We start from the raw sequence: 23,495 nt of genomic DNA on the forward strand, positions 1-23,495 counted from the left end.
CGTAAAAATGCGATGACACGGCCCACTCGCCAGCGGGAGGAACGTGAGCGACGACAGTGGCAGGGGCAAGAACAGGACGAATCCGAGGAGGCGGACGGCGACGACGAACTCGACCTCGACGACATCGACGAGGAGGACCTGGTGCGGACGGCGGACGGCGAACTGATGCACGAGCCCACCGGGCTCATCGTCGAAGAGGAGCGCATCGACCCGGGGCCGGAGTGGCGCGCGTTCAACCACTCAGAGCGGCAGGAGAAGAGCCGCGTCGGCGCCCCGGTCACGGAGACGATGCACGACAAGGGGCTGACGACCACCATCGACTGGAAGGACAAAGACGCCTACGGCCGGTCCATCAGTTCGAAAAAGCGCAGCCAGATGCATCGGCTGCGGAAGTGGCAAGAGCGCATCCGGACGAAGGACGCCGGCGAGCGGAACCTCCAGTTCGCGCTCTCGGAGATCGACCGGATGGCGTCGGCGATCGGCGTCCCGCGTTCGGTCCGGGAGGTCGCCTCCGTCATCTATCGCCGCGCGCTCAAGGAGGACCTGATTCGCGGCCGCTCCATCGAGGGCGTCGCCACGTCGGCGCTGTACGCCGCCTGCCGGAAGGAGGGCATCCCGCGCAGCCTCGAAGAGATATCCGACGTGTCGCGGGTCGAACGAAAGGAAATCGGGCGGACGTACCGCTACATCTCCCAGGAACTCGGGCTGGAAATGAAGCCGGTCGACCCGAAGAAGTACGTTCCGCGGTTCTCCTCCGAACTCGACCTCTCCGAGGAGGTGCAGTCGAAGGCGAACGAAATTATCGAAACCACCGCCGAACAGGGCCTGCTCTCCGGGAAGTCCCCGACCGGCTACGCCGCCGCCGCCATCTACGCCGCGTCGCTGCTGTGCAACGAGAAGAAGACGCAGCGGGAAGTCGCTGACGTCGCGCAGGTCACCGAGGTCACCATCCGCAACCGGTATCAAGAGCAGATCGAAGCGATGGGCATCCACAGCTAGGCGGCGCGGACCGCCCTCGACGGCCCGTCTCGCTCCGGCGAATCGACCGTTCCGTCTCCGCCGCGTCTACCCCTTCTGTCGCGTCGGTATCGTCCCCGCGGCGTCGACGCCGGCGTACCTTTAACTCCGATACCGCGCCCAGCACCCGCAGATGCGCTGACTATCGCCGGACGGCGTCCGCGGCTGCGCGACGCAGCGCCGTTCGTCACCGACGGCCGAATCGGCGGACCGCAGCCCGGACGCGGCGGTCGACCGTCGACTCCCCAGACTCCGCGTCGCCTGCACGCCACTCTCTGAACCGAGCGCAGCGCTGAAACCGGCGGTGACGGGAACGTTCAAGCCCGCGTAGCCGTAATTGCCGCGCGTGAAGCTGGACGACTTCATGGAGTTCGAGGTGAACGAGCGCGCCGAGCGCCGCCGCCTCGCCGAGGAGAAGTCCTACGAACTCATCGACCACCTCGAGTCGTTCCAGCACCGCTTCGACGAGGTGACCAGCGGCGACGCCGTCTTCGGCTCCGTCTCGCCGAGCATCTTCGTCGGCTCGTCCAACTACCCCGACCTGTCGACCGGCATCCTCTCGCCGGTCGGCCACGAGGCGGACGCCGAGGCGTTCGAGACCAGCGCCGCCTGGTACGACGAAGGCGTCTCCATCTCGGACGTCTTCCAGCGGCGCACCTCGCTGCTCAACTCGAACCGGTCCGTCGACGCCACGAACGTCCACGACGCCTGGGACGGCTTCCTCGGCGTCCAGCGCGAAGTCGCCATCGCGGACCGGCCGGTCGACGTCGAAATCGGGCTGCAGGACGGCCCGAACCTCGACTTCGACGTCACCGCCGACGATATCGCGACGCCGACCGGGCCGCGCGCCCGCGCCGAGTCCGCCGACCTCGCGGAGAACCCGCACGTCCCGCGGCCCGTCAAGAAGACGCTGGAGGACGACGACTGGCGCGCCGAGGGCGCCATCAACTACCTCTACCGGCGCGGCTTCGACGTCTACGACATCAACACGGTGCTGTCCGCCGGCGCGCTCGGCCGCGGCGAGCAGCGACGGCTCGTCCCGACGCGCTGGTCCATCACCGCCGTCGACGACACCGTCGGGAAGTATCTCCGCGGCACCATCCGGGGTGCTCAGAGCGTCGACTCCGTCCAGGTGTGGCGCAACGACTACCTCGGCAACGCCTTCTGGGTGATTCTCGCGCCCGGCGACTGGGAGTACGAACTCGTCGAGATGAAGTCGCCGGGCAGCATCTGGAATCCCGACCCGCAGGCCGGGCTTGCGCTGTCGTCGGCGCACGAGAACCGCGACGGCCGAACCGGCTACGTCGACGAGACGGCGGGCGCGTACTACGCCGCGCGGCTCGGCGTCCTCGAACACCTCTCCGAGGTCGGCCGACAGGCGAAGGTGTTGGTGCTCCGGCACGTCTCCGACGACTACTGGGGGCCGGTCGGGGTCTGGCAGATCCGCGAAGCGGTCCGGAACGCGTTCGACGGCGAACACGGCGAGGCCGAGACGTTCGCCGACGCCGTCCGCTCCGTCACGGAGCACCTGCCGGCGTCGCTGGGGCGGCTCCGGCAGAAATCCACCATGGCGGCCGGGCTCCAATCCAGCCTCAGCGACTTCACCGCGGGCAAGAACTAACCGCTCGGACGCCGTTGCGCCGGCCATGGTCCCACTGTTCGGCGCGGTTCCGGGCGGCCCGGAGCTGCTCGTCATCCTGCTCGTCCTCCTCCTGCTGTTCGGCGGGAGCGCCCTCGTCCTCGTCGTGCTCGGCGTCGGCGGCTACCGGCTCTTCGGCGGGTCCGCCGGCCGCGACGACCGGGTCGACGAACTGGAGCGCGAACTCGAAGCGACGCGCGCGGAACTGGCGGAACTCCGCGAGGACCGCGGCAGCGACGCCGAGGACGAGGACGACGCAGACCGCGGCGGCGACGACGCCGAACCGGACGGCGACGCCGGCTACGACGAGTCGAGGTCGGCGTAAGCGGCGTCGATCAGTTCGCCGGTGTCCGCGATGATTTCGTCCATCGCGTCCTCGTCGGCGTCGAGCCCGAGCAGCCGCGCGATCCGCATGATGCTGACGTGGTACACCGCCTGGACGCCCGGCGCCTCCTGCCAGACGACGACGTTACACGGGAACAGCGCGCCGATTCGGCCGTCGGTGGCGTCGAGCGCGCGGTCGGCCATCTGCGGATTGCAGGCGCCGAGCACGTAGTACGGGTCGCGGCCGGCGTCGACTTTCTCGTTCAGCAGTTCGGACGGCGAGAACTCGACCGGGACGCCGAAGCCGTGGTCGGTGAACGTCTCGCGGACGTGTTCGACGGCCTCGTCGTGCGCCATTTCGAGGGTCGCGCGCTTCTCGCCGTAGTCGCCGGCGCGAATCGCGTCGGGGTCGATTGGAAGCGTCATGGGCGTCGGTTCGGCCGACGCCGGGAAAACTATTCTGCGGTCTGCACCGGGCCGCGTCCGACCTCGTCTTCGACGGCGTCGACGAACGTCTGCCGACGGTCGAAGTACGAGACGTCGACGGCCTCCAGGACGTCTGCGAGTTCGCGCGGCCCGTCGGGCGTCCGGATGACTGCGTCGCCTTCCTTCTCGACGATGCGGGACTTCTCCTGGGGCCACGTGAGCCGTGACGCGACGCGGGCGAGCGGAGCGCCCTCCACGTCCGGCCCGTCGCCGAGTTCGACGGCGGGCGCCTCTTCCTCCTCGGATTCGTCGTCGGCCATGGCTCCGGGTTCGCGGACCGGCGGCGTAATCCTTTCGAACCGGACGGCTCCGGCGGGTGGCCGCGCGAATCGGGGACGCGGCCGTTGGCGTCGCGGCGCCGTCAGTCGCTATGCCGTCCGTCGCTGTCCCGTCATCGCGGCGTCTGACATACCGTTTTGTGTGATGACTGTGTAGGCGGGTGTATGACCAGTCTTTCGGAGGTGTACGAGGGCCAAGTAGGCGAGTACGCCAGCCTCCGGCGACTGTACCTCGGCGTCGGGCTGTTTTCGCTCGGCGCCTTCCTCGTTATCAGCGGCATCGTCGTCGCCGCCACCGACCTCGGCGTCGGCACGTTCGGGCTGACGATGGCCCGCGAGTACGGCGGCGTGCTCGCCGGTCTCGGCGTCCCGGCGACGTTCCTCGGCGTGTTCACGGTGCTGCCGGCGGGCCGGCGGACGCAGGCGGCGGCGGTCGTCGGGACCGGCGTCGCGGTGCTCGGCGTCGCGCTGTTCTCGCACGCGTACCCGTGTCACTGGTCCGGGACGAACTGCGGCGCCGGCCTCGCGAACCTGACACTTCCGACCGTCGGCGTCTACTTCCTCGGCGCGATCACGACGTTCTGGTGTCTGTTCGCCGGCGTCGCGAACTTCAAGTCGCGGAACGACCCCGGCGGGACGGTGTCGCTCGAAATCACCCGCGAAGGCGAAACGCAGGTCATCGAGGTGCCGAAGTCCCAACTGGAAGACGTGCAGGGAGCGAAGGGCGCCACCGGGTCCGTCGGCGGCGTCGGCTTCCTCGGGAGCACGCCCGACGGCAACGTCGAAACCCAGACGAACCAGCGAGGCGCCGGCGACCGCGCCGCGACGGATTCGACGGTGAGCGACGGCGGCGCCTCCACGAACGACATCACGTCGCTCGCCGACGACGCCACCGTCACTCGGTCGGCATCGTCGTCGACGAACTCCGGGTCCGCCGGGTCACCGCCGACCGCTGACTCGCCGCAGTCGCCGTCAGGGCCGTCGGCGTCGTCTCCGGCCGCCGGCGGCGACTCGGCGTCCGAGCAGCGCGGCGGGGCGGCGAAGCCGAAGAACACCGGCGACGCCTACTGCGGCAGCTGCGGGCACTTCCAGTACGTCCGCACCGAGAACGGCATGCAGCCGTACTGCGCGCTCCACGACGACCTCATGGACGACATGGAGGCGTGCGACGAGTGGACGCCGCGGTGACGACTGCGGTCGCTCTCACAGTTTTTCCAGCGTCCGCTCGACGTCGGCCCAGTGGCTTCCGCGCCAGAAGCACTGCCCGCAGTCGACGCAGCGCCACACCGGGCCGTCGTCCGGGGCGTGGTCCGGCCGCGGTTCGTCGTCGCGGAGGCGGCGCAGGTCGCCGTTGCAGGCGCTACACCGCGTCGGCTCGTCCGGGAGCGACAGCGCGAAGCCGGCGTCGCGGAGTTCGCGGAGCTGGTCGTCGACGTCGCGTGCGGTGAGCAGCACCGCGCCGGGCGTCCGGTCCGCGAGGTCGCGGTCGCGGGTGAGCAGCCGTCGGTCCTCGTCGGCCGCGAGCGCCCTGATTCGGTCGTCGGCTTCGACGCCGCGGTCGAGCGCGTACGCCGCGTCGTAGCCGCACATCCGGAGGTACGTTGCCAGCTTCCCGAGCATGACGTCGAGCAGCAGCGCCGACTCGTCGGGGGCGACGACGTCGTCGTCGGGGCCGTCGGCGGGGCCGTCTCGGTTCGCGGCGTCGCGGCGGCCGTCGGCCATCAGTCGGCGAGGAACTCGCGGAGGCCGTCGGCGTCGCGCGCGTTCAGCACGTCAGCCGGCTCCGCCCAGCCGCGTCGAGCCGTGTGGACGCCGAATTCGACGTTGTCGAGTTCGGGCGGCGAGTGCGCGTCGGTGTTGACGGCGACGGTGGCGCCGGCGTCGACGGCGGCCCGGACCGCGTCGCCGTTGAGGTCGAGCCGCGCCGGATTCGCGTTGATTTCCAGTGCGGTCCCGGCGGCCGCGGCCGCCTCGGCGAGCCGGTCGAAGTCGACGTCCAGCCCGGGGCGTTCGTTGATGAGTCGGCCGGTCGGGTGGCCGAGCACGTCGACCTCGGGGTGTTCGACGGCGCGGACGAGCCGGTCTGTGGCCTCGCCCTGGTCGAGTGCGGCGTGCGGCGACGCGACGATGATGTCGAGGTCGGCGAGCAGGTCGTCGCTGGTGGTGACGTCGCCGTCGGCGTCGACGTTCGCCTCGACGCCGTGGAAGATTTCGAGGTCCGCGTCGTCGCGGACCGACTCGATTTCGTCGGCCTGCTCGCGGACGTCGTCGTCCGACAGCCCGGTGTCTCCGAAGACGCCCGGCCCCTCCGCGTGGTCGGTGACGCAGTGGTAGTCGTAGCCGCGCTCGGCGGCGCCCTCGACCATCTCCTCGACGGTGTTCGAGCCGTCCGACCAGTCGGTGTGGGTGTGGAGGTCGCCGCGGACGTCGCCGCGCTCGACGAGGTCGGGGAGATTTCCGTTGGCCGCGGCCTCGACTTCGCCGTCGTCCTCGCGGAGCTCCGGCGGGATGACCGGGAGGTCGAGCGCGTCGTACATCTCCGCCTCCGTCTCGCCGCCGACGCGGTCGCCGGCGCGCTGGTGGTCGTCGGCGTCGCTCACGTCGGAGACGTCGAAGACGCCGTACTCGTTCATCTTCAGGCCGCGGTCGATGGCGCGGTTCCGCAGCACGACGTTGTGGTCTTTCGACCCGGTGAAGTACTGCAGCGCCGAGCCGAACTCGTCGGGGGAGACGACGCGGAGGTCGACGCGGACGTCGTTCGCCCACAGGCTGGCTTTGGTGTCGCCGGCCTCGATGAGTTCGTCGGCGTTCGGCAGGTCCTGGAACGCGTCGACGACTGCGGGGCCGTCGGTGCTGGCGGCGAGCGCGTCCACGTCGCCGATGGTGTCTTTCCACCGCCGAATCGACCCGGCGATTTCGGCTCGCTCGACGGCGTCGACGCCGTCGAGGTACGACCGGACGTCGTCGGCGAGCGGCTTGACGTCGCCGAGCCGTTCGCGTTCGCCGGCCTGCCGCGCGAAGTCGACGTTCTCCAGGATGTTCTGCTCGGTCTTCGGGCCGAACCCTTTCACCTCCTGAACCTCGCCGGCTTCGGCGGCCGCCTTCAGCTCGTCGAGCGTCGTGATTCCGAGCTCCTCGTACAGCGTCCCGACGGTTTTCGGGCCGACGCCTTCGACGCGCGTCAGCGCCTCCATGTCGACCGGGAGGTCCTCGCGGAGCTCCGCCAGCTCCTCGATTTCGCCGGTCTCGAAGTACTCGACGACCTTCGCGGCGATGGCGTCGCCGACGCGGTCGATTTCGCCGACGGCGTCTTCTCCCTCCGCGGCGAGCTCCTCGATGGCGCTCGGGTAGTCGCGGATGTTGTCGGCGGCGCGCCGGTAGGCGTTCGGCTTGTACGAGACGTCTTTCGCCTCCAGCAGGTCCGCGAACTCCTCGAGCCGCTCGGCGACCTCGGCGTTCCTCATGGCGCCCTCCGCGCCGAGTCCGCGTCGTCGTGGCCGAGCGCCTTCTTCAGGAACCGCATCCAGCGCTTCCGGTCCATCGTCTCCTGCCGCTCGATTTCGCCCTCGATGTCCGCCGGCTCCAGCTGTTCGAGCGCTTCGAGCGCCCGGTCGATGCCGATGATGCTCGCCGCCAGCTCCTCGCCGGTCTCGAAGTCGACCTCGTTCTCCTCGATGGGTTCGAGCCGCTCCAGCCGCTCGCGCCGGAGGTTCCGCTTCGCCTGCTCGACGCGCTCGCGTTCGCCCGCCGGCACCGTGTCGCGGCGCTTGATTTCGAAGACGAACTCGCGCAGGTCGACCTGTTCGCCCTGCACCTCCAGCCGCTCCGGGATGTCCGCGCCGATGGTCGCGCCCTCCTTGTTGACGCGCTCCAGGAGCTGCTTGCGCTGAAACTCTTTCACTGTCTTGCCGGGACTACGGCGGTCCGGCTCTTTTGTGTGTCGGCGAGACGGGACGTGACCCGCCGGTCGCGGCTCCGTTCTCCGCTTCGTTGCGGCGGCGCCGCTCCGCCGTCAGTCGCCGCGGCGTCGACGCCCCCGGAGAGCCGGGGTGCCCACCCGAATCCTTAATGGCTGTTCCGGCAATTCTTGGGTCATGTACGACGAGGAGGACCTCGCCGATATCCGCGAGGCACGCGAAGAGTGGGAGGCCGAGACCCGAGACCCGGCCGTCGAGGCGCGCGGCGAGCGGAAAGACCGGTTCGCGACGGTGTCGAACCTCGAAATCGACGACCTGTACACGCCCGAGGACGTCGCCGACATCGACTACGAGGAGGACATCGGCTTCCCGGGCGAGGAGCCGTACACGCGCGGCCCGTACCCGACGATGTACCGCGGGCGGACGTGGACGATGCGGCAGTTCGCCGGGTTCGGCACCGCGGAGGAGACGAACGAGCGGTTCCACTACCTCATCGAGAACGGGCAGACCGGGCTGTCGACGGCGTTCGACATGCCGTCGCTGATGGGGAAAGACTCCGACGACCCGCTGTCGGACGGCGAGGTCGGCCGCGAGGGCGTCGCGGTGGACACGCTGCGAGACATGGAGATACTGTTCGACGGCATCGACCTCGACGAGGTGTCGACGTCGTTCACCATCAATCCGAGCGCGCCCGTCGTCTACGCGATGTACGTCGCGCTCGCCGACCAGCAGGGCGTCCCGCGCGAGGAGCTCCGCGGCACCCTGCAGAACGACATGCTGAAGGAGTTCATCGCGCAGAAGGAGTGGGTGATTCCGCCGGAGCCGTCGCTCGACCTCGTCACCGACACCGTCGAGTTCGCGGTGGCGGAGACGCCGAAGCTCTACCCGATTTCGGTGTCCGGCTACCACATCCGCGAGGCCGGCTCGACCGCGATTCAGGAGCTGGCGTTCACGCTCGCTGACGGCTTCGCGTACGTCGAGGACGCCGAGCGGCGCGGACTCGACGTCGACGAGGTCGCCCCGCAGCTCTCCTTCTTCTTCAACTCGCACAACTCCATCTTCGAGGAGGTCGCGAAGTTCCGCGCCGCGCGCCGCGTGTACGCGAACGTCATGGACGAGTGGTACGGCGCCGAGGCCGACGCGGCGAAGCGGCTGAAGTTCCACACGCAGACCGCCGGGCAGTCGCTGACGGCTCAGCAGCCGCTGAACAACGTCGTCCGCGTCACGATTCAGGCGCTCGCCGGCGTCCTCGGCGGCACGCAGTCGCTGCACACCAACAGCTTCGACGAGGCGCTCGCGCTCCCCTCCGAGGAGGCGGTCCGGGTCGCGCTGCGCACCCAGCAGATAATCGCCGAGGAGTCCGGCGCCGCCGACTCGGTCGACCCGCTCGCCGGGTCGTTCATGGTGGAGAGCCTCACCGACGAGGTGGAGGAGAAGACGATGGCGTACCTCGAAGAGATTCGGGAGATGGGCGACGGCTCGGTCCGCGACGGCGTGCTCGCCGGCATCCAGAACGGCTTCTTCCACCGCGAGATTCAGGAGGCGAGCTACGAGTACCAAGAGCGCGTCGACGACGGCGAAGAGGTCGTCGTCGGCGTCAACAAGTACGCCGTTGAGGACGACGCGGACCCGGACCTGCTGCACGTCGACGACGAGGTGCAAGACCGCCAGCTCGCCCGGCTGGAGGAGGTGAAAGCGGAGCGCGACGACGACGCGGTCCGGGAGGCGCTCGCCGCGCTCGACGACGCCATCGACGCCGACGAGAACGTCATGCCGGCGGTCATCGACGCGGTGAAGGCGTACGCGACGATGGGCGAAATCATGGACGTCTTCGAGGCGCGCTACGGCTCGTACCGCGAGAAAATCGGGCTCGCGTCGTAGCCCCGCCGCCCGCTTTCGCCGGTTCGTCGGCCGAGCCCGCCGAAACCGCAAGCAAGCGGCTAGCTTCGCGAAGTGAGGTAGGTTTATCACGGTCGATTCCTACTTTTCCGGTGACTATGTCAGACGATGACGTGGAACTCGAGGCGCGGCTCGAAGAACAGGAGGAGTTCGAGCCACCCGCGGAGTTCGTCGAGCAGGCGAACGTCGCGGACCCCGACATCTACGAGGAGTTCGACGAGAACTGGCCGGAGTGCTGGCAGGCCGCGGCCGACCTGCTCGACTGGGACGACGACTACGAGCAGGTGCTCGACGACTCGAACCCGCCGTTTTACGAGTGGTTCACCGGCGGGTCGCTGAACGCCTCCGCGAACTGCATCGACCGCCACCTCGACGAACGCGGCGACGAAGCCGCGATCGAGTGGGTGGGCGAACCGACCGACGAGGAGAACGTCACGCTGACCTACGAAGAGCTGCACGAGCAGGTGAACGAGTGCGCGGCGGCGCTGCGCGACCTCGGCGTCGAGGAGGACGACGTCGTCACCATGTACATGCCGATGATTCCGCAGCTCCCGGTGGCGATGCTGGCGTGCGCCCGCATCGGCGCGCCGCACTCCGTCGTGTTCGCCGGCTTCTCCGCGGACGCGCTGGCGACCCGGATGAACTCGGCGGACTCCGAGTACCTCGTGACCTGCGACGGCTACTACCGCCGCGGCGACCCGCTCGACCACCTCGACAAGGCGAACGAGGGGCTCGAAGGCGTCGACCACGACGTCACGTCCGTCGTCGTCGACCGGCTCGGCCCGAACGGCGACGACTTCGGGCACGACCTCACCGACGACCAGCGCGACTGGGACGACCTGCTCGCCGCCCACGAGGGCGCCGAAGTCGACCCGGTCGAGCGCGACGCCGAGGACATGCTGTTCTTGATGTACACGTCCGGGACGACCGGGCAGCCGAAGGGCGTGAAACACACCACCGGCGGCTACCTCGCGTGGACCGCCTGGACCAGCCAGTCGGTGCTCGACATCAAGCCGGAGGACACCTACTTCTGCTCGGCAGACATCGGCTGGATCACCGGTCACTCGTACATCGTCTACGGGCCGCTCGCGCTCGGCACGACGTCGATGATGTACGAGGGGACGCCGGACTACCCCGAACGCGACCGGCTGTGGGAGATCATCGAGGAGTACGAGGCGACGCAGCTGTACACGGCGCCGACCGCCATCCGGTCGTTCATGAAGTGGGGCTCTGAGTACCCGGACCGCCACGACCTCTCCAGCCTCCGGCTGCTCGGCACCGTCGGCGAACCCATCAACCCTCGCGCATGGAAGTGGTACTACAAGTACATCGGCGACGAGTCGTGCCCCATCGTCGACACGTGGTGGCAGACCGAGACGGGCGGCATGATGGTGACGACGCTGCCCGGCGTCAACGAGATGAAGCCGGGCTCTGCGGGGCCGCCGCTGCCGGGGCTCGACGTCCAGATCGTCGACACCAACGGCGACGAGGTGGAGCCGGGCCGCGCCGGCTACCTCACCGTGAACAAGCCGTGGCCGGGGATGCTGCGGACGCTGTACAAGAACGACGAGCGGTTCATCGAGGAGTACTGGGCTGAGTACTCCGACACCGACTCCGACGACCCGGACGACTGGGTGTACTTCCCGGAGGACGGCGCGAAAATCGACGAGGACGGCTACATCACCGTGCTCGGCCGCGTCGACGACGTCATCAACGTCTCCGGGCACCGCCTCGGAACGATGGAGATCGAGTCGGCCATCGTCGGCGTCGAGGGCGTCGCCGAGGCCGCGGTCGTCGGCGGCGACCACCCGGTGAAGGGCGAAGCCGTCTACGCGTACGTCATCGTCGAGGAGGGCCAGGACGAATCCGACGAGTTCCGCCAGGAGATCGTCGGCGCCGTCGAGGACGCCATCGGCCCCATCGCGCGGCCGCAGGAGGTCATCTTCACGCCCGAACTCCCGAAGACCCGCTCCGGGAAGATCATGCGTCGGCTCCTCGAAGACATCGCGAACGAGGCCGAACTCGGCGACACGTCGACGCTCCGCAACCCGGACATCGTCGAGGAGATCCGCGTCAAGGTCCAGGAGTAACGACCGGCCGCCGCGCCGTCTCCGCGTTCGTTTTCTTTCCGCGTTCCGTCTCCCGGTTTCTCTCCGCGCGTTCTGCTCGCGCGCCGCAACCGGGGCGCACCGGCCGGCTTCGTGGAGAGCAGAAGCTTTAGGCGCTGGCGGGCGTCGGGCCGCCCATGGATTCGCCCTCCACAGCCGACGACGACCCCGACGCCGGGGACTCAGCGGACGACGCCCCGGACACGGCCTCCCCGGCCGACGAGCGGGACACCGCGTTCTGCCGGTCGTGCGGCGACCGAATCGACGCCGACGCGGCGTTCTGTCCGTCGTGCGGCGCGAGCCAGTCCGGGCCCGCGTCGTCGGCGTCGTCGCTGGACAGCGCGCTGGACGAACTGGTCTCCGGCGGGAACCCGTTCGTCGCCGCCGCGCTCTCGCTTCTGGTGCCGGGGCTCGGCCAGTTCTACAACCGCGAGCCGATGCGCGGACTCGCGTTCGTCGCGGCCAGCATCGTCTCGGTGCTGTCCGCGCTCGTCCTCGTCGGCTTCGTGCTGTACCCGGCCGTCTGGCTGTTCTCCGTCTACGACGCGTACACCCGCGCCGAACAGCAGGCCGCACAGCTCCCGTCCCGCGGCGTGAACGCCGCCGGCGACGAGACGGCCGTGGGCACCGGCCGCGACGAGGAAGCGGAGAGCGGCGACGGAGCGGACAGCGACGGCGGGACAGCCGGCAGCGACGACGGCGCTGAGCGGAGCGACGGCGAGACGGACGCCGCCGGCGACGAGACGACCGTGGACACCGACCGCGACGAGGAAGCGGAGAGCGGCGACGACGCCGGCGGCGCGGACCGCGGAGACGACCCGGCGTAATCGCCTGTCGCTGCCGGGTCAGTCCTCCGAGAGCCAGCCGTCGACGCACTGCTCGTCACAGAGGTGGTGGCGTTCGTCGCCGCCGACCGGCTGTGAGAGCGTGACGAGGACGTGCCGCTGGGACAGTTCGAGTTCGGTGCCGCAGTGGCGGCAGCGCGCCCGGACCACGCCGGCGGGCTTCCAGCGGTAGTGCGGCGTGGCGCGCGCGACGGTCGCCTCCTCGTTCGGGTGCCGGGTTCCCACGTACTCTGTGAGCTCCATACGCCGCGTTCGACCCGCACGCATATGTCACTTTTCTGGGTAGTGTTCCCCTGCAGTCCCGAGCGCTCCCGAGCGGTTCGTACGCGCACGGAACCGCTGGAGGAAAGTGGTGTGTGGTAGCAATCCCCGCAAGGATTATCATGAACGTACCGGAAGTTTCCACCGAGCATGGAGAAACCGCTGTTAGTCACGGACTTCCTCGACCGGGCGCGACGGAACTACGGCGACCAGGAGGCGGTCGTCACCGTCGACGGCGACACGTACACCTACGACGAACTCGGGCGGCGCGCGGACGGCTTCTCCGCGGCGCTCCAAGAACGCGGCGTCGGAAAGGGCGACCGCGTCGCGGTGCTCGACCCGAACACGCACTACCACCTCGAAGCCGCCTACGGGAGCTTCCAGGTCGGCGCCGTCCACACGCCGCTGAACTACCGGCTGGTCGCCTCCGACTTCGAGTACATCCTCAACGACGCCGGCGTCACCGCCGTCTACGCCGACGCCGAGTACGCCGACGCCATCGAGGAAATCCGCGACGACGTCCCGACGGAGGTGTTCATCACGAACGACGCCGACGCCGTCGACGGCGACTGGGAGTCGTTCGACGACGCCGTCGACAACGACGGCGCCCACGACCGGCCGGAGATGGCCGAAGACGAGGTCATCACCATCAACTACACCTCCGGCACCACCGGCGACCCGAAGGGCGTCTGCCGCACCCACCGCACCGAGACGCTGCACGCCTACCTCATCTCGGTCCACCAGGAACTCAGCGACGACGACACCTACCTGTGGACGCTGCCGATGTTCCACGTGAACGGCTGGGGCCACATCTACGCCGTCACCGGCATCGGCGCCCGGCACGTCTGCACCCGCGGCGTCGACGCCGCCGAGGTGTTCGACCGCCTCCGCGAAAACGACGTGACGTACTTCTGCGCCGCGCCGACCGTCCTGAAACTGCTCAGCGACCACTACGACGACCACGGCGGCCCCGTCGACGCCGGCCAGGACGTCCGGGTCGCCACCGCCGGCGCCGCGCCCCCTGAAGCGACGATTCGGACCGTCGAAGACGAGTTCGGCTGGTACCTCAAACACGTCTACGGCGCCACCGAGACCGGGCCGCTCATCACGACCAGCGACGCCCGCCGCTACTTCGACGACGACTCCGACGACCGGTTCGCCGTCAAGAAGACGCAGGGGTTCGGCTACCTCGGCACCGAGGTCCGCGTCGTCGACGAGGACGGCGACGACGTCGCCGAGGACGGCCAGACCGTCGGCGAAATCGTGGTGCGCGGCAACCAGGTGATGGACGGCTACTGGGAGAAGCCCGAGGCCACCGAGGAGGCGTTCCACGACCGCGTCGACGGCTACTACCACACCGGCGACCTCGCCGTCGTCGACGAGGACGGCATGCTGACGATTCAGGACCGCAAGAAGGACATCATCATCTCCGGCGGCGAGAACATCTCCTCCATCGAACTGGAGGACGTCCTGTTCGACCACGACGCCGTCGGCGACGTCGCCGTCATCCCGGCGCCGAGCGACGAGTGGGGCGAGACGCCGAAGGCGTTCGTCGTCCCGGCGAACGGCGACCTTGACGACCCCGGCGTCACCGAGGCGGACCTGCTCGCGTTCTGCCGGGAGCGGCTCGCGTCGTTCAAGGTGCCGAGACGAATCGAGTTCGTCTCGCAGCTCCCGAAGACGGCGACCGGGAAGATTCAGAAGTACGAACTCCGCGAGCGCGAGTGGGACGACGAAGAGCGGATGGTCGGCGAAGGATAACGCGACCGCCGTCCCGCCTCGCACGCGGTGCCCTGCACTGTTCTCGACCGCTGCCGCCGATTCCGGCGGCTCGTCGCGCGCCGCTTTCTCTATCGGAAGAACCGGTCCGTGCCGCCGTCTGCGGCGGCGTCGTCGCCGAAGCGGAAGCCGCCGCTGTCTGCGGTGACGGTCATCCCGAGCATGTCGGGGCGGCGGCGGAGCGCGGCGGCGACCTGCCGGTAGGCGGAGGCGGCGTCGCTGTGCGGGGCGTGCGCGACCGTCGGGACGCCGGCGTCCTGCGCGTCCGGAATCGCCTCGTCGTGCGGGACGTGCCCGAGCAGTTCGGTGCCGAGGAACGCGGCGATGCGCTCGGCGGGCGGCGACCGGCCGGTCCCGGACTTCGTCAGGACGACGCCGCCGACCGGCGCGTCCGCGCGCTCCGCGACGGTCATCGTCTTGTCGGCGTCGCGGATGGAGGCGACCCGCGGCGTCGACACCAACACGGCGCCGTCCGCGCTCGCCGTCGGCACCACGGTTTCGCGGCTGACGCCGGCGCCGGTGTCGATGATGACCGCGTCGTAGCGCGCCCGGAGCGTGTCGAGCGCCGGCGGGAACCGGTCGAGGTCGGCGTTGACGAAGCCGTCGAGGTCGACGCCGCTCGGCACGACGTCGAAGCCGCCGGGCGCCGGGTAGGTCGCGTCGCCGACGCCGGCGCCGCCCGCGAGCACGTCGTGCAGCGTCTTCCCGCCGTTCACGTCGACGTCGAGGAAGTCGACCGCGTTCGCCATCGCGAGGTCCGCCTCGACGACGACGACCGCGCGGCCGTCCTCGGCGAGCGCGGCGGCGAGGTTCAGGCTCGTCGTCGTCTTGCCGACTCCGCCCTTCGCGCCGACGACGGCGAGCACCCGTCCGTCCATACGCGCACCGGCACGCGTCGACACCTTAACTCACGCCCCGCAGCTATCGACGCTGAGACTCGGAGCGGCGTCGTGGGCCGTCGCGGGGGGGGGGGCGGCCGCGATGGAGAACCGAGGGTCCGTGGAGGACTCGGGTGGCCGCCGGGCGGTTACAGGTACGCGGCGTCCCACCGCGTCGGCTTGCTGTGGTTGCCGCAGTCGTTGCACTCGACGCGGCCCATCGTGTTCATCGCCGTGTCCAGCGAGTCGCAGTTCCCGCAGAGGTATCCGTACCGGTCGTCGCGGTCGCGGTCGCTGTACGTCGCGTAGAACGGCGCCTCGGTCGCCCGGAGGCTCTCGTCGTACGCGACGTAGACGGTGTCGCCGTCGTCCGTGGTGCGCTCTTCGACCAGCACCTCGTCGTCGCCGACGTCGGCCGGCGTCTTCGTGTAGACGCGCTCGGTGAACCGTTCGCCGCCGATGTCGACGTCGCGCTCGGCGGTCTCGGAGAACCCTTCCTCCTCGTAGAACGCGGCGCCGGCCTCGTTCGCGGCGAGCACGCGGCCCTTGATGCGGTCGGCGCCGCGGTCGAGCAGTTCGGTCTCCACGCGCCGCAGCAGGTCGACGCCGATGCCGCGGCCGCGGTAGTCCGGGTGGACGTGCAGCCAGTCCAGTTCGCCGATGGCGGTCCGGCCCTCGACGGCGTGGCTCTGTGCGAACCCGACGACGTCGCCGTCGTCCACCGCGACGACGAACACCGTGTCGTCGTCGGCCAGTTCGTCGGCGATGGTGTCGGCGCCGTACCACGATTCGACGGCGTCGTCGATGACGTCGTCGTCCAGCGCACCGTACGACGATTTCAGCGACGCGCGCGCCACGCGCCGAATCCCGTCGACGTCTTCCTGCGCAGCATCTCGGAGGTCCATACGGGCCACGTCTCTCCCCGACCACACTAAACGTCGTGGCCGTTCTCCCGGGGCGGAGCCGGGGGTGCTACTTTGTACCGTGAGTCCCATTCACTCGTATGGCCGAGACCGAGACGATCTGCTTCGACATGTACGGGACGCTGTGTGACACGAGCAGCGTGACGGCGGCGCTCAGCGCGGAACTCGACGCGCCCGAGTCGGTGGTGGCGGAGATTGACGCGACGTGGCGGTCGAAACAGCTCCAGTACTCCTACCAGCGCGGGCTGATGGGGGCGTACGAGCCGTTCCAGTCGGTGACGCGGGACGCGCTCGGCTTCGCGCTCGACCAGTGGAACGTCGACGCGGACGCGGCGACGGAGGACGCGCTCATCGACGCGTACGACCGTCTCGACCCGTACCCCGACGCGGTCGACACGCTTCGTCGGCTGTCGGACGCCGGCCACACCGTGACGGTGCTGTCGAACGGGAACCCGGCGATGCTCGACGCGCTCGCGGAGAACGCCGGGCTCGCGCCCGAACTGGACGACGTCATCAGCGCGGACGAGGTGGCGACGTTCAAGCCGAACCCGGCGGTGTACGAGAACGCCGCCGACCGCACCGACACCGCGGTGTCGTCGTGTCGGCTCGTCTCCGGGAACGCCTGGGACATCGCGGGCGCCGCGAACGCGGGGCTGCGGACCGCCTGGGTGAACCGAGCGAACGACCCGTTCGAGCGCCTCGGCGTCGAACCCGACCTCGAGGTCGGCGGGCTGGCCGGCGTGGCTGACCACCTCGGCTGACGCGCGGGCCCCGCGCCGTTTTCCGCAAAACCTGCCGACTTCAACGCTGTGGTGTGTTATCTATCCTCATTATATGCTGGCGAAGGACTATAATCAATATTAACATTATCTAAGGGGATATACACAAAAAGTTCATTAAGAATGTGGCCTGCGGTAGGGGCATGGCACGGGATACCAAAGCGCTTAGCAGGCGTGATGTGCTGAAGACGTCAGGTGCAGCAGGCGCCGCAGGACTCGCCGGCCTCGCCGGTTGTTCAGGAGTCACCGGCGGCGGCAGCAGTGAATACCCGGCGCTCGGGAACTACCCGGTCGAGGGCAGCGAAGTCGTCTACGGCTTCAACGTCCCGCAGTCCGGCTCCTACTCCCAGGAGGGACAGGACGAACTGCGCGGCTACAACCTCGCGAAGAAACACCTCAACAACGGCGGCGGCTGGGTCGACAGCTGGAACGACCTCAGCGGCGACGGCGTGCTCGGCAAGACGGTCGCGTCCGTCACCGGCGACACCGCGACCTCGCCGGACACCGCCCGGCAGTCTGCCCAGCGGATGATTTCGCGGGACAACGCCATCATGATCACCGGCGGGTCGTCCTCGGCGGTCGCCATCGCGGTGCAGGAGCTGTGCCAGCAGGAGAAGGTGCAGTTCATGGCGTGCATCACGCACTCCAACGCCACCACCGGCTCGGAGTGCAAGCGGTACGGCCACCGCGAGATGTTCAACGCCTACATGACCGGCGCCGCGCTGGCGCCCATCCTGAAAAGCGAGTTCGGGGCGAACAAGCAGTTCTACCAGCTGTACGCCGACTACACGTGGGGGCAGTCCCAGCAGAAGTCGATGAAGAAGTTCCTCACGGAGGCGGGCTGGTCGCAGATCAACTCGGTGCCGACGCCGCTCGGCACCTCCGACTACTCGTCGTACCTCTCGGACGTCCCGCGCGAGAAGACCGACGTCCTCATCCTGAACCACTACGGGCTGGACGGCGCGAACTCGCTGCCGCAGGCGATTCAGGCGGGTCTCGACAACGACATGAAGATCGTCGTTCCGCTGTACAACCGCCTGATGCTGAAGGCGGCGAGCGACTCCATCGGCGGCGTGTACGGCACCGTCGACTGGAACTGGAAGCTCAACGACGACGCCTCGAAGTCGTTCCTCAGCGCGTTCCAGAACGAGTACAACCGCGTCCCGTCGTACGCGGCCCGCATCGCGTACACGCAGGCGCTGCAGTACTCCGCCGCCGTCGAGCGCGCCCAGACGTTCTACCCGCCGGAGGTCATCCGCGAACTCGAAGGCTACTCGTACAACGAGGCGGGTCTCGGCGAGGAGCTGATGCGGAAGTGCGACCACCAGGCGATGCGCGACGTCCTGGTCGGCCGCGGCCTACCGCCGAGCGAGCAGACCGACAAGAACCTGCTCGAAATCGTCGAGCGGACGCCCCGCGACAAGGTCCAGTACGCGTGTGACGCCGGGCCGGCGGCGAACTGTACCCTCGGCAACTACGGCGGCGAGAACAGCGGATAGCCCACGTCGCCGTCTTCGACCGTTCTTTCCACCGTCGTAGTGTCAATGAATGACCTTACCGACAACTACTAACAACCGGCCGGGAAATCCGGTCGAACAGAAACAATAATCATGATATTGCAAGCTGACATCGCAACGATTCTTCTCAACGGGCTCCAGCAGGGGGCGATTTACGCGCTCCTCGGAATCGGGCTCACCATCATCCTCGGGACGATGGAGTTCCTTAACCTCGCCCACGGCGCGCTCTACCTCGTCGGCTCGTACACCGGACTGCTGGTGTTCCGCGAGGTGTCGCTCACGACCGGGCTCTTACACAGCTTCGGCATCACGACTCTCGGCGTCGACGGCGGCTTCCTGGCCGCGCTCGTCGTCGTCCCGATAGTCGGGTTCGTCGTCGGGCTCGGCATGGAGAAGTTCGTCGCCGAACCGTTCTACGACCGCCCGGAGACCGACCAGCTACTGGTCACGTTCGGGTTAGCGCTCATCGCCGAAGAGCTGGTGCGGAACGTCATCGGCGGGAACACGTTCCAGTCGATCACGCCCCAGCAAGTGTTCGGGGTCAACATCGCTCAGCCCGTCGACCTGCCCATCATCGGGCTGTACCCGTCCTGGCGGCTGTTCATCGTCGGTATCGCCGCCGTCGTCATCCTCGTGACGTTCATCATCGTCGAACGCACCGACTTCGGCCTCGTGGTGCAGGCGGGGACGCACGACTCCGAGATGGTGCGGCTGCTCGGCATCAAAATCAACCGGTCGTACAGCCTCGTGTTCGCGCTCGGCGCGGCGCTCGCCGCGTTCGCCGGACTCATCGGCGCGTCGATTCAGACCGTCAGCCCGCAGGTCGGCACCGAGCGCGCGCTCGTGCCGGCGTTCCTCACCATCGTCGTCGGCGGCGCCGGCTCGGTCCGCGGCGCCATCGCCGGCGGGATGGTGCTCGGACTCATCGTCGCCGCGATGACGCAGACGTACTCCCAGTGGGCGCAGATCGTGCTGTACCTGTTCGTCGCGCTGATGCTCATCGTGCGGCCCGAGGGCATCTTCGGCAGTACGGGGGTGTCCGAATGAGTAGCGACACGAACGCGGCCGCCAGCCTCGTCGGCCGGCTCCGCGACCGCGACGACGCCGTCGTCATCGGCTCCGCCGTCGCGCTGCTGTTCTTCCCGTTCGTCCTCATCGACGTCCTCGGGTTCGTCGGCGCGCTCACCGGCTTCTCCATCGGCGGCTACGCCGGGCTGCCGGCGCTGGTGCTCGCGTTCGGCGTCGTCGTCATCGGCTTCAACCTCCTGCTCGGCTACACGGAGCTGCTGTCGTTCGGTCACGCCGCGTTCTTCGGCACCGCGGCGTACACCGCCGGCATCGTCAGCTCCAGCGACCTGCCGCTGCTCGCCACCGTCGGCAGCAGCCCAATCGTCATGGTCATCGCCGGCGCCATCGTCGCGACGCTGCTCGCGTGGCCCATCGGCTACGTGTCGATTCAGCGCTCCGGCGTCTACTTCGCCGTGCTCACCCTGACGTTCGGGCAGGCGCTGTACTTCTACGCGCTCGCACCCGGCGCGTGGCTCACCGGCGGCGACAACGGCTTCTCGAACGTCCAGGTCGGCCACCTGCTCGGCGTCATCGAGCTGGAGGCGCAGCTGCCGTTCCTCGGCACCTGGATGTACGTGTTCGTCGCGGCGTTCATGCTGCTCGCCATCTGGTCGGCGAACCGCATCGTGAACTCGCCGTACGGCCTCATCTTCGAGGCGCTCGGGCAGAACGAACAGCGCGTCGAGTTCGTCGGGCTGAACGTGTTCCGCTACAAGCTGATGGCGTTCGTCATCTCGGCGGTGTTCGCCGGCGTCGGCGGCGCCCTGTTCGCCATCCACGAGTCGTACATCCACCCCGGAACCGTGCTGTACTGGATCACGTCCGGCGACTTCGTCATCATGACCGTGCTCGGCGGCACCGGCAGCATCGTCGGCCCGGTGTTCGGCGCGTTCATCTTCGAGTACGTCTCGAACGTGATTCAGGGCGTCAGCCTCCCGTTCATCGGCGCCATCGGGTCGCTGTGGCGGCTCGTCCTCGGCGCCATCTTCGTGTTCGTCGTGTGGGTGTTCCCGCGCGGCGTCCACGGGGCGCTGAACGACCTGTACGGGTTCGCTCGCCCGGGCGGCGACGACGGAGGTGACGAGCAGTGAGTCTGCTCCGAACCGACGGGCTCACCAAGGAGTTCGGTGGGCTGGTCGCCGTCGACGAGGTGTCCTTCGAGGTCGAATCCGGCGAGACCCGCGCGGTCATCGGGCCGAACGGCGCCGGGAAGTCGACGCTCATCAACTCCATCACCGGGATGCTCGAACCGACCCGCGGCACCGTCGAGTTCGACGGCGAGGACATCACGCACCTCTCGCCACACGAGTCGGTGCAGCGCGGCATCAGCAAGTCGTTCCAGACGGCGTCCATCTTCCCGGAGATGACCGTCGAGGAGAACGTCACTATCGCCGCGCTCGCCGCCGAACACGGCTCGTTCCAGTTCAACTTCCTGAAGAAACTCGGCGGCTTCGACGAGGTGCACGACACCGCGGCGCGGATGCTCGACGCCGTCGAGCTCAGCGGCGTCGCCGACGAGGAGGCCGGCAGCCTGCCGTACGGCGACAAGCGCCGACTGGAGATCGCCATCGCGCTCGCCTCCGACCCGGAGATGCTGTTCATGGACGAACCGACCGCGGGCATGTCGCCCGACGAAACCGAAGCGACCGTCGAGCTCATCGAGCAGCTCCAAGACGAACTCGGGCTCACCATCCTCATCGTCGAACACGACATGGAAGTCATCTTCCGCATCGCCGACCGCATCCTGGTGTTGAACCGCGGGGAAGTCATCGCGGACGGCACGCCGGACGAGGTGCAGGGCAGCGACGCCGTGCAGGACGCCTACCTCGGCGGGGTGGAGCTATGAGCGACGACGCGCTGCTGTCGGTGGAGGGCGTGGACGCCTACTACGGGCAGAGCCACATCCTCCGCGACCTGTCGATGCACGTCGAAGAAGGGGAGGTGTGCGCCCTCCTCGGCCGGAACGGCGCCGGGAAGACGACGACGCTGCGCTCCATCGCCGGCGCGCGGCCGCCGGACGTCCGCGACGGCGCCATCCGGTTCCACGGCGACGACATCACCGACGACACCACCGAGGACATCTCCTCGCGCGGCATCTCGCTGGTGCCCGAAGAGCGCCGCGTGTTCCCGAACCTGACCGTCGAGGAGAACCTGCACCTGTCGGACGTCTCCCGGAACTGGTCGAACCGGGTCGGCCGCGACATCACGATGGGCCGGCAGGGGATGTCGACCGCCGAGGTGTTCGAGGAGTTCCCGCGGCTCGAAGAGCGCGCCAGCCAGAAGGCCGGGACGCTGTCGGGCGGCGAACAGCAGATGCTCGCCATCGCCCGCGCGCTCAAGCAGGACACCGACCTGCTGATGCTCGACGAGCCGTACGAGGGGTTGGCGCCGCAGATCATCGCCTCCGTCGAGGACGCCATCGAACGCATCGCCGACGCCGGCACCACCATCCTGCTCGTCGAGCAGAACGCCGTCGCCGCGATGAACATCGCCGACCGGGCGTACGTGCTCGACCAGGGCGAGATGGTGTTCTCCGGCGGCGCCGAGACGCTCCGGGAGGATGAAGAGACCCGCGAACAGTACCTCGGCGTATGAGCACCGACCCGGCCGCCGACGTCGACCCGGAGGCGCTGCTCGACCGACTGGTCGCCGCCGGCGTCGTCGACGAGTTCGACGACGGCACGCTCGTCACGACCGACGAGTTCGAGTCGACGCACGCGGTGTACCGGGACAGCTACCTCGACGCCGACGACGCGCGGTTCCACGACAGCGTCGCGGACGCGTTCGGGCTGGACCGGTCTGAGGCGGAGCGGCGCGTCGACGAACTCGGCGTGACGCGCGCCGAACTCGCCGCCTACCTCGCGCTCCAGTCGTTCCTCGACGACCCGCCGGCGCAGCCGGCGCTCGCCACGATGGCGGCGCTCGTCGTCGAAATCGAGCCGGCGTCCCCCATCCCGGACGGCCAGCACGAACTCACCGACGAGACGTACGAGATGTTCCGGACGGAGCACCCGGACGCCGCGGTGTTCGTCTGGAAACGCGACTGCAAGCCCTGTGAGGCGATGAAAGCGGACCTGCCGGAGATACTCGACGCGCTCCCCGCGGACGTCGAATCCGCGGGCGTCGCGGTCGGCGACGACGCCACCGAGTTCCTCCGGGCGTTCGACGTCTCGAAGGCGCCGACGCTGCTGCTGTTCCGCGACGGCGACGTCGCAGACCGGCTCGAAGGCCGGCAGCAGCCGCTGGACGTGAAGGAGGCCGCGGACCGCGTGTACGGCGACGCGGAGAACTGACCGCGGCTCGGGCCGCTCCGTCCCCGCTGCGTCTCTTCTTTTCTTCTTCGAGTTCGAGTCTCCGGCTACGCTGCGGCGCCGGCTACGCTTCTTCGGTGACGCCGGTGACCATCACCGGGCGGCCGGCGTTGAGGATGACGGCCTGCGTGACGGAGCCGAACAGCGCCTTCCCGGTCGGCGAGCGCTTCCGGCCGCCGACGACGACGAGGTCGGCGTCGACGTCGTCCGCGATTTCGATGATGGCGTCCGCCGGGTCGCCGCTGGACTCCGCGATGTCGACTTCGATGCCGGCTTCGGTCAGGACGTCCTCGGCTTCGCGGACCGCGCCGACCTGCCCGGCTGACGCGCCGCTCGGGTTGTCCTGGAAGACGTGGACGAGCGTCACTTCGATCTCGTCGGTTCCGGGGAGTTCCGTCACTTCGCGGGCGGCAGCGGCGGCGTGTTCCTCGTCCTTGTCGACGCCGAGCACAATGTGGTACATTTC

Annotated in this window: 24 protein-coding genes; 15 read left to right on the plus strand and 9 right to left on the minus strand. The window is 68.8% G+C overall.

The features are described from left to right. Positions 1 to 12 precede the first annotated feature (12 nt). The 3 genes from ACQUST_RS06965 to ACQUST_RS06975 all read left to right on the plus strand — a co-directional run bounded on the left by ACQUST_RS06965 (position 13) and on the right by ACQUST_RS06975 (position 2,981). Positions 13 to 999: a transcription initiation factor IIB gene (locus ACQUST_RS06965; protein ID WP_435126749.1), complete on the plus strand. Its 987-nt coding sequence runs from the start codon at positions 13 to 15 to the stop codon at positions 997 to 999. A 364-nt stretch (positions 1,000 to 1,363) separates the two neighbouring features. Then, complete coding sequence (gene nreA, locus ACQUST_RS06970; protein ID WP_435126751.1) at positions 1,364 to 2,638, plus strand: DNA repair protein NreA; 1,275 nt, start codon at positions 1,364 to 1,366, stop codon at positions 2,636 to 2,638. Between the two features lie 25 nt (positions 2,639 to 2,663). After that, positions 2,664 to 2,981: a preprotein translocase subunit TatA gene (locus ACQUST_RS06975; RefSeq protein WP_435126753.1), complete on the plus strand. Its 318-nt coding sequence runs from the start codon at positions 2,664 to 2,666 to the stop codon at positions 2,979 to 2,981. Here the strand turns inward: ACQUST_RS06975 and ACQUST_RS06980 are convergent. Together ACQUST_RS06980 and ACQUST_RS06985 are read right to left on the minus strand one after the other, a co-directional pair. Beyond that, positions 2,957 to 3,406, minus strand: a complete 450-nt coding sequence (locus tag ACQUST_RS06980; RefSeq protein WP_435126755.1) for a DUF302 domain-containing protein — start codon at positions 3,404 to 3,406, stop codon at positions 2,957 to 2,959. The genes ACQUST_RS06975 and ACQUST_RS06980 overlap by 25 nt on opposite strands. 29 nt (positions 3,407 to 3,435) lie before the next feature. Then, complete coding sequence (locus tag ACQUST_RS06985) at positions 3,436 to 3,726, minus strand: DUF5789 family protein (RefSeq protein WP_435126757.1); 291 nt, start codon at positions 3,724 to 3,726, stop codon at positions 3,436 to 3,438. 183 nt (positions 3,727 to 3,909) lie between these two features. On the opposite strand from ACQUST_RS06985, the gene ACQUST_RS06990 reads away from it, so the two are divergent. Further along, positions 3,910 to 4,932, plus strand: coding sequence for a DUF7139 domain-containing protein (locus ACQUST_RS06990; RefSeq protein WP_435126758.1), 1,023 nt, complete (start codon positions 3,910 to 3,912; stop codon positions 4,930 to 4,932). 15 nt (positions 4,933 to 4,947) lie between these two features. Here ACQUST_RS06990 and ACQUST_RS06995 read toward each other — a convergent pair whose 3' ends face one another. Genes ACQUST_RS06995 through ACQUST_RS07005 form a run of 3 tightly spaced genes read right to left on the minus strand, consistent with a single transcriptional unit; the run spans position 4,948 to position 7,645 of the window. Next, the gene (locus ACQUST_RS06995; RefSeq protein ID WP_435126759.1) at positions 4,948 to 5,466 is read right to left on the minus strand and encodes a Mut7-C RNAse domain-containing protein; all 519 of its coding nucleotides are present in this window, start codon (positions 5,464 to 5,466) and stop codon (positions 4,948 to 4,950) included. Beyond that, complete coding sequence (gene polX, locus ACQUST_RS07000) at positions 5,466 to 7,208, minus strand: DNA polymerase/3'-5' exonuclease PolX (protein WP_435126760.1); 1,743 nt, start codon at positions 7,206 to 7,208, stop codon at positions 5,466 to 5,468. The genes ACQUST_RS06995 and polX overlap by 1 nt, the downstream gene beginning before the upstream one ends. After that, the gene (locus tag ACQUST_RS07005) at positions 7,205 to 7,645 is read right to left on the minus strand and encodes a DUF5788 family protein (RefSeq protein ID WP_435126762.1); all 441 of its coding nucleotides are present in this window, start codon (positions 7,643 to 7,645) and stop codon (positions 7,205 to 7,207) included. Before ACQUST_RS07005 ends, polX begins: the two co-directional genes overlap by 4 nt. 193 nt (positions 7,646 to 7,838) lie before the next feature. On the opposite strand from ACQUST_RS07005, the gene ACQUST_RS07010 reads away from it, so the two are divergent. The 3 genes from ACQUST_RS07010 to ACQUST_RS07020 all read left to right on the plus strand — a co-directional run bounded on the left by ACQUST_RS07010 (position 7,839) and on the right by ACQUST_RS07020 (position 12,495). Beyond that, entirely contained in the window at positions 7,839 to 9,542 is a 1,704-nt protein-coding gene (locus ACQUST_RS07010; protein ID WP_435126764.1) for an acyl-CoA mutase large subunit family protein, read from the plus strand. A 116-nt stretch (positions 9,543 to 9,658) separates the two neighbouring features. After that, complete coding sequence (gene acs, locus ACQUST_RS07015) at positions 9,659 to 11,650, plus strand: acetate--CoA ligase (protein ID WP_435126765.1); 1,992 nt, start codon at positions 9,659 to 9,661, stop codon at positions 11,648 to 11,650. 155 nt (positions 11,651 to 11,805) lie between these two features. Further along, complete coding sequence (locus tag ACQUST_RS07020) at positions 11,806 to 12,495, plus strand: zinc-ribbon domain-containing protein (RefSeq protein WP_435126767.1); 690 nt, start codon at positions 11,806 to 11,808, stop codon at positions 12,493 to 12,495. An 18-nt stretch (positions 12,496 to 12,513) separates the two neighbouring features. Here the strand turns inward: ACQUST_RS07020 and ACQUST_RS07025 are convergent, their stop codons facing one another. Then, positions 12,514 to 12,756 carry a DUF7576 family protein gene (locus ACQUST_RS07025; protein ID WP_435126769.1) on the minus strand — a complete coding sequence of 81 codons (243 nt, stop codon included), beginning with the start codon at positions 12,754 to 12,756 and terminating at the stop codon, positions 12,514 to 12,516. A 168-nt stretch (positions 12,757 to 12,924) separates the two neighbouring features. Here ACQUST_RS07025 and ACQUST_RS07030 point away from each other — a divergent pair, with 168 nt between their 5' ends. Continuing rightward, positions 12,925 to 14,535: a class I adenylate-forming enzyme family protein gene (locus tag ACQUST_RS07030; RefSeq protein ID WP_435126770.1), complete on the plus strand. Its 1,611-nt coding sequence runs from the start codon at positions 12,925 to 12,927 to the stop codon at positions 14,533 to 14,535. A gap of 89 nt (positions 14,536 to 14,624) precedes the next feature. Here the strand turns inward: ACQUST_RS07030 and ACQUST_RS07035 are convergent, their stop codons facing one another. Both ACQUST_RS07035 and ACQUST_RS07040 read right to left on the minus strand, forming a co-directional pair. Next, positions 14,625 to 15,431, minus strand: a complete 807-nt coding sequence (locus tag ACQUST_RS07035) for a P-loop NTPase (protein WP_435126772.1) — start codon at positions 15,429 to 15,431, stop codon at positions 14,625 to 14,627. A gap of 149 nt (positions 15,432 to 15,580) precedes the next feature. Next, positions 15,581 to 16,336 (minus strand): GNAT family N-acetyltransferase, encoded by a 756-nt coding sequence (locus ACQUST_RS07040; protein WP_435126774.1) that lies wholly within the window; start codon positions 16,334 to 16,336, stop codon positions 15,581 to 15,583. 98 nt (positions 16,337 to 16,434) lie between these two features. On the opposite strand from ACQUST_RS07040, the gene ACQUST_RS07045 reads away from it, so the two are divergent. The 7 genes from ACQUST_RS07045 (at position 16,435) to ACQUST_RS07075 (ending at position 23,011) form a co-directional block, all read left to right on the plus strand. Then, positions 16,435 to 17,115, plus strand: a complete 681-nt coding sequence (locus tag ACQUST_RS07045) for a haloacid dehalogenase type II (RefSeq protein WP_435126776.1) — start codon at positions 16,435 to 16,437, stop codon at positions 17,113 to 17,115. Positions 17,116 to 17,276: 161 nt separating this feature from the next. Beyond that, positions 17,277 to 18,632, plus strand: a complete 1,356-nt coding sequence (locus tag ACQUST_RS07050; protein WP_435126777.1) for a substrate-binding protein — start codon at positions 17,277 to 17,279, stop codon at positions 18,630 to 18,632. A 111-nt stretch (positions 18,633 to 18,743) separates the two neighbouring features. Continuing rightward, on the plus strand, positions 18,744 to 19,697 hold the full coding sequence (locus ACQUST_RS07055) for a branched-chain amino acid ABC transporter permease (RefSeq protein ID WP_435126779.1): 954 nt from the start codon (positions 18,744 to 18,746) through the stop codon (positions 19,695 to 19,697). After that, positions 19,694 to 20,809, plus strand: coding sequence for a branched-chain amino acid ABC transporter permease (locus ACQUST_RS07060; protein ID WP_435126781.1), 1,116 nt, complete (start codon positions 19,694 to 19,696; stop codon positions 20,807 to 20,809). The genes ACQUST_RS07055 and ACQUST_RS07060 overlap by 4 nt, the downstream gene beginning before the upstream one ends. After that, positions 20,806 to 21,564: an ABC transporter ATP-binding protein gene (locus ACQUST_RS07065; RefSeq protein WP_435126782.1), complete on the plus strand. Its 759-nt coding sequence runs from the start codon at positions 20,806 to 20,808 to the stop codon at positions 21,562 to 21,564. Before ACQUST_RS07060 ends, ACQUST_RS07065 begins: the two co-directional genes overlap by 4 nt. Next, a complete protein-coding gene (locus ACQUST_RS07070) occupies positions 21,561 to 22,313 on the plus strand; it encodes an ABC transporter ATP-binding protein (RefSeq protein WP_435126784.1) in 753 nt (250 codons plus the stop codon). Before ACQUST_RS07065 ends, ACQUST_RS07070 begins: the two co-directional genes overlap by 4 nt. Next, complete coding sequence (locus ACQUST_RS07075; RefSeq protein WP_435126786.1) at positions 22,310 to 23,011, plus strand: thioredoxin family protein; 702 nt, start codon at positions 22,310 to 22,312, stop codon at positions 23,009 to 23,011. The genes ACQUST_RS07070 and ACQUST_RS07075 overlap by 4 nt, the downstream gene beginning before the upstream one ends. Before the next feature lie 82 nt (positions 23,012 to 23,093). Here ACQUST_RS07075 and ACQUST_RS07080 read toward each other — a convergent pair whose 3' ends face one another. Next, a complete protein-coding gene (locus ACQUST_RS07080; protein WP_435126788.1) occupies positions 23,094 to 23,492 on the minus strand; it encodes a universal stress protein in 399 nt (132 codons plus the stop codon). Positions 23,493 to 23,495 lie beyond the last annotated feature (3 nt).

The sequence above is a fragment of the Halobaculum sp. D14 genome (assembly GCF_051195135.1).
In the GTDB taxonomy this organism is placed as follows: Archaea; Halobacteriota; Halobacteria; order Halobacteriales; family Haloferacaceae; genus JBNTKA01.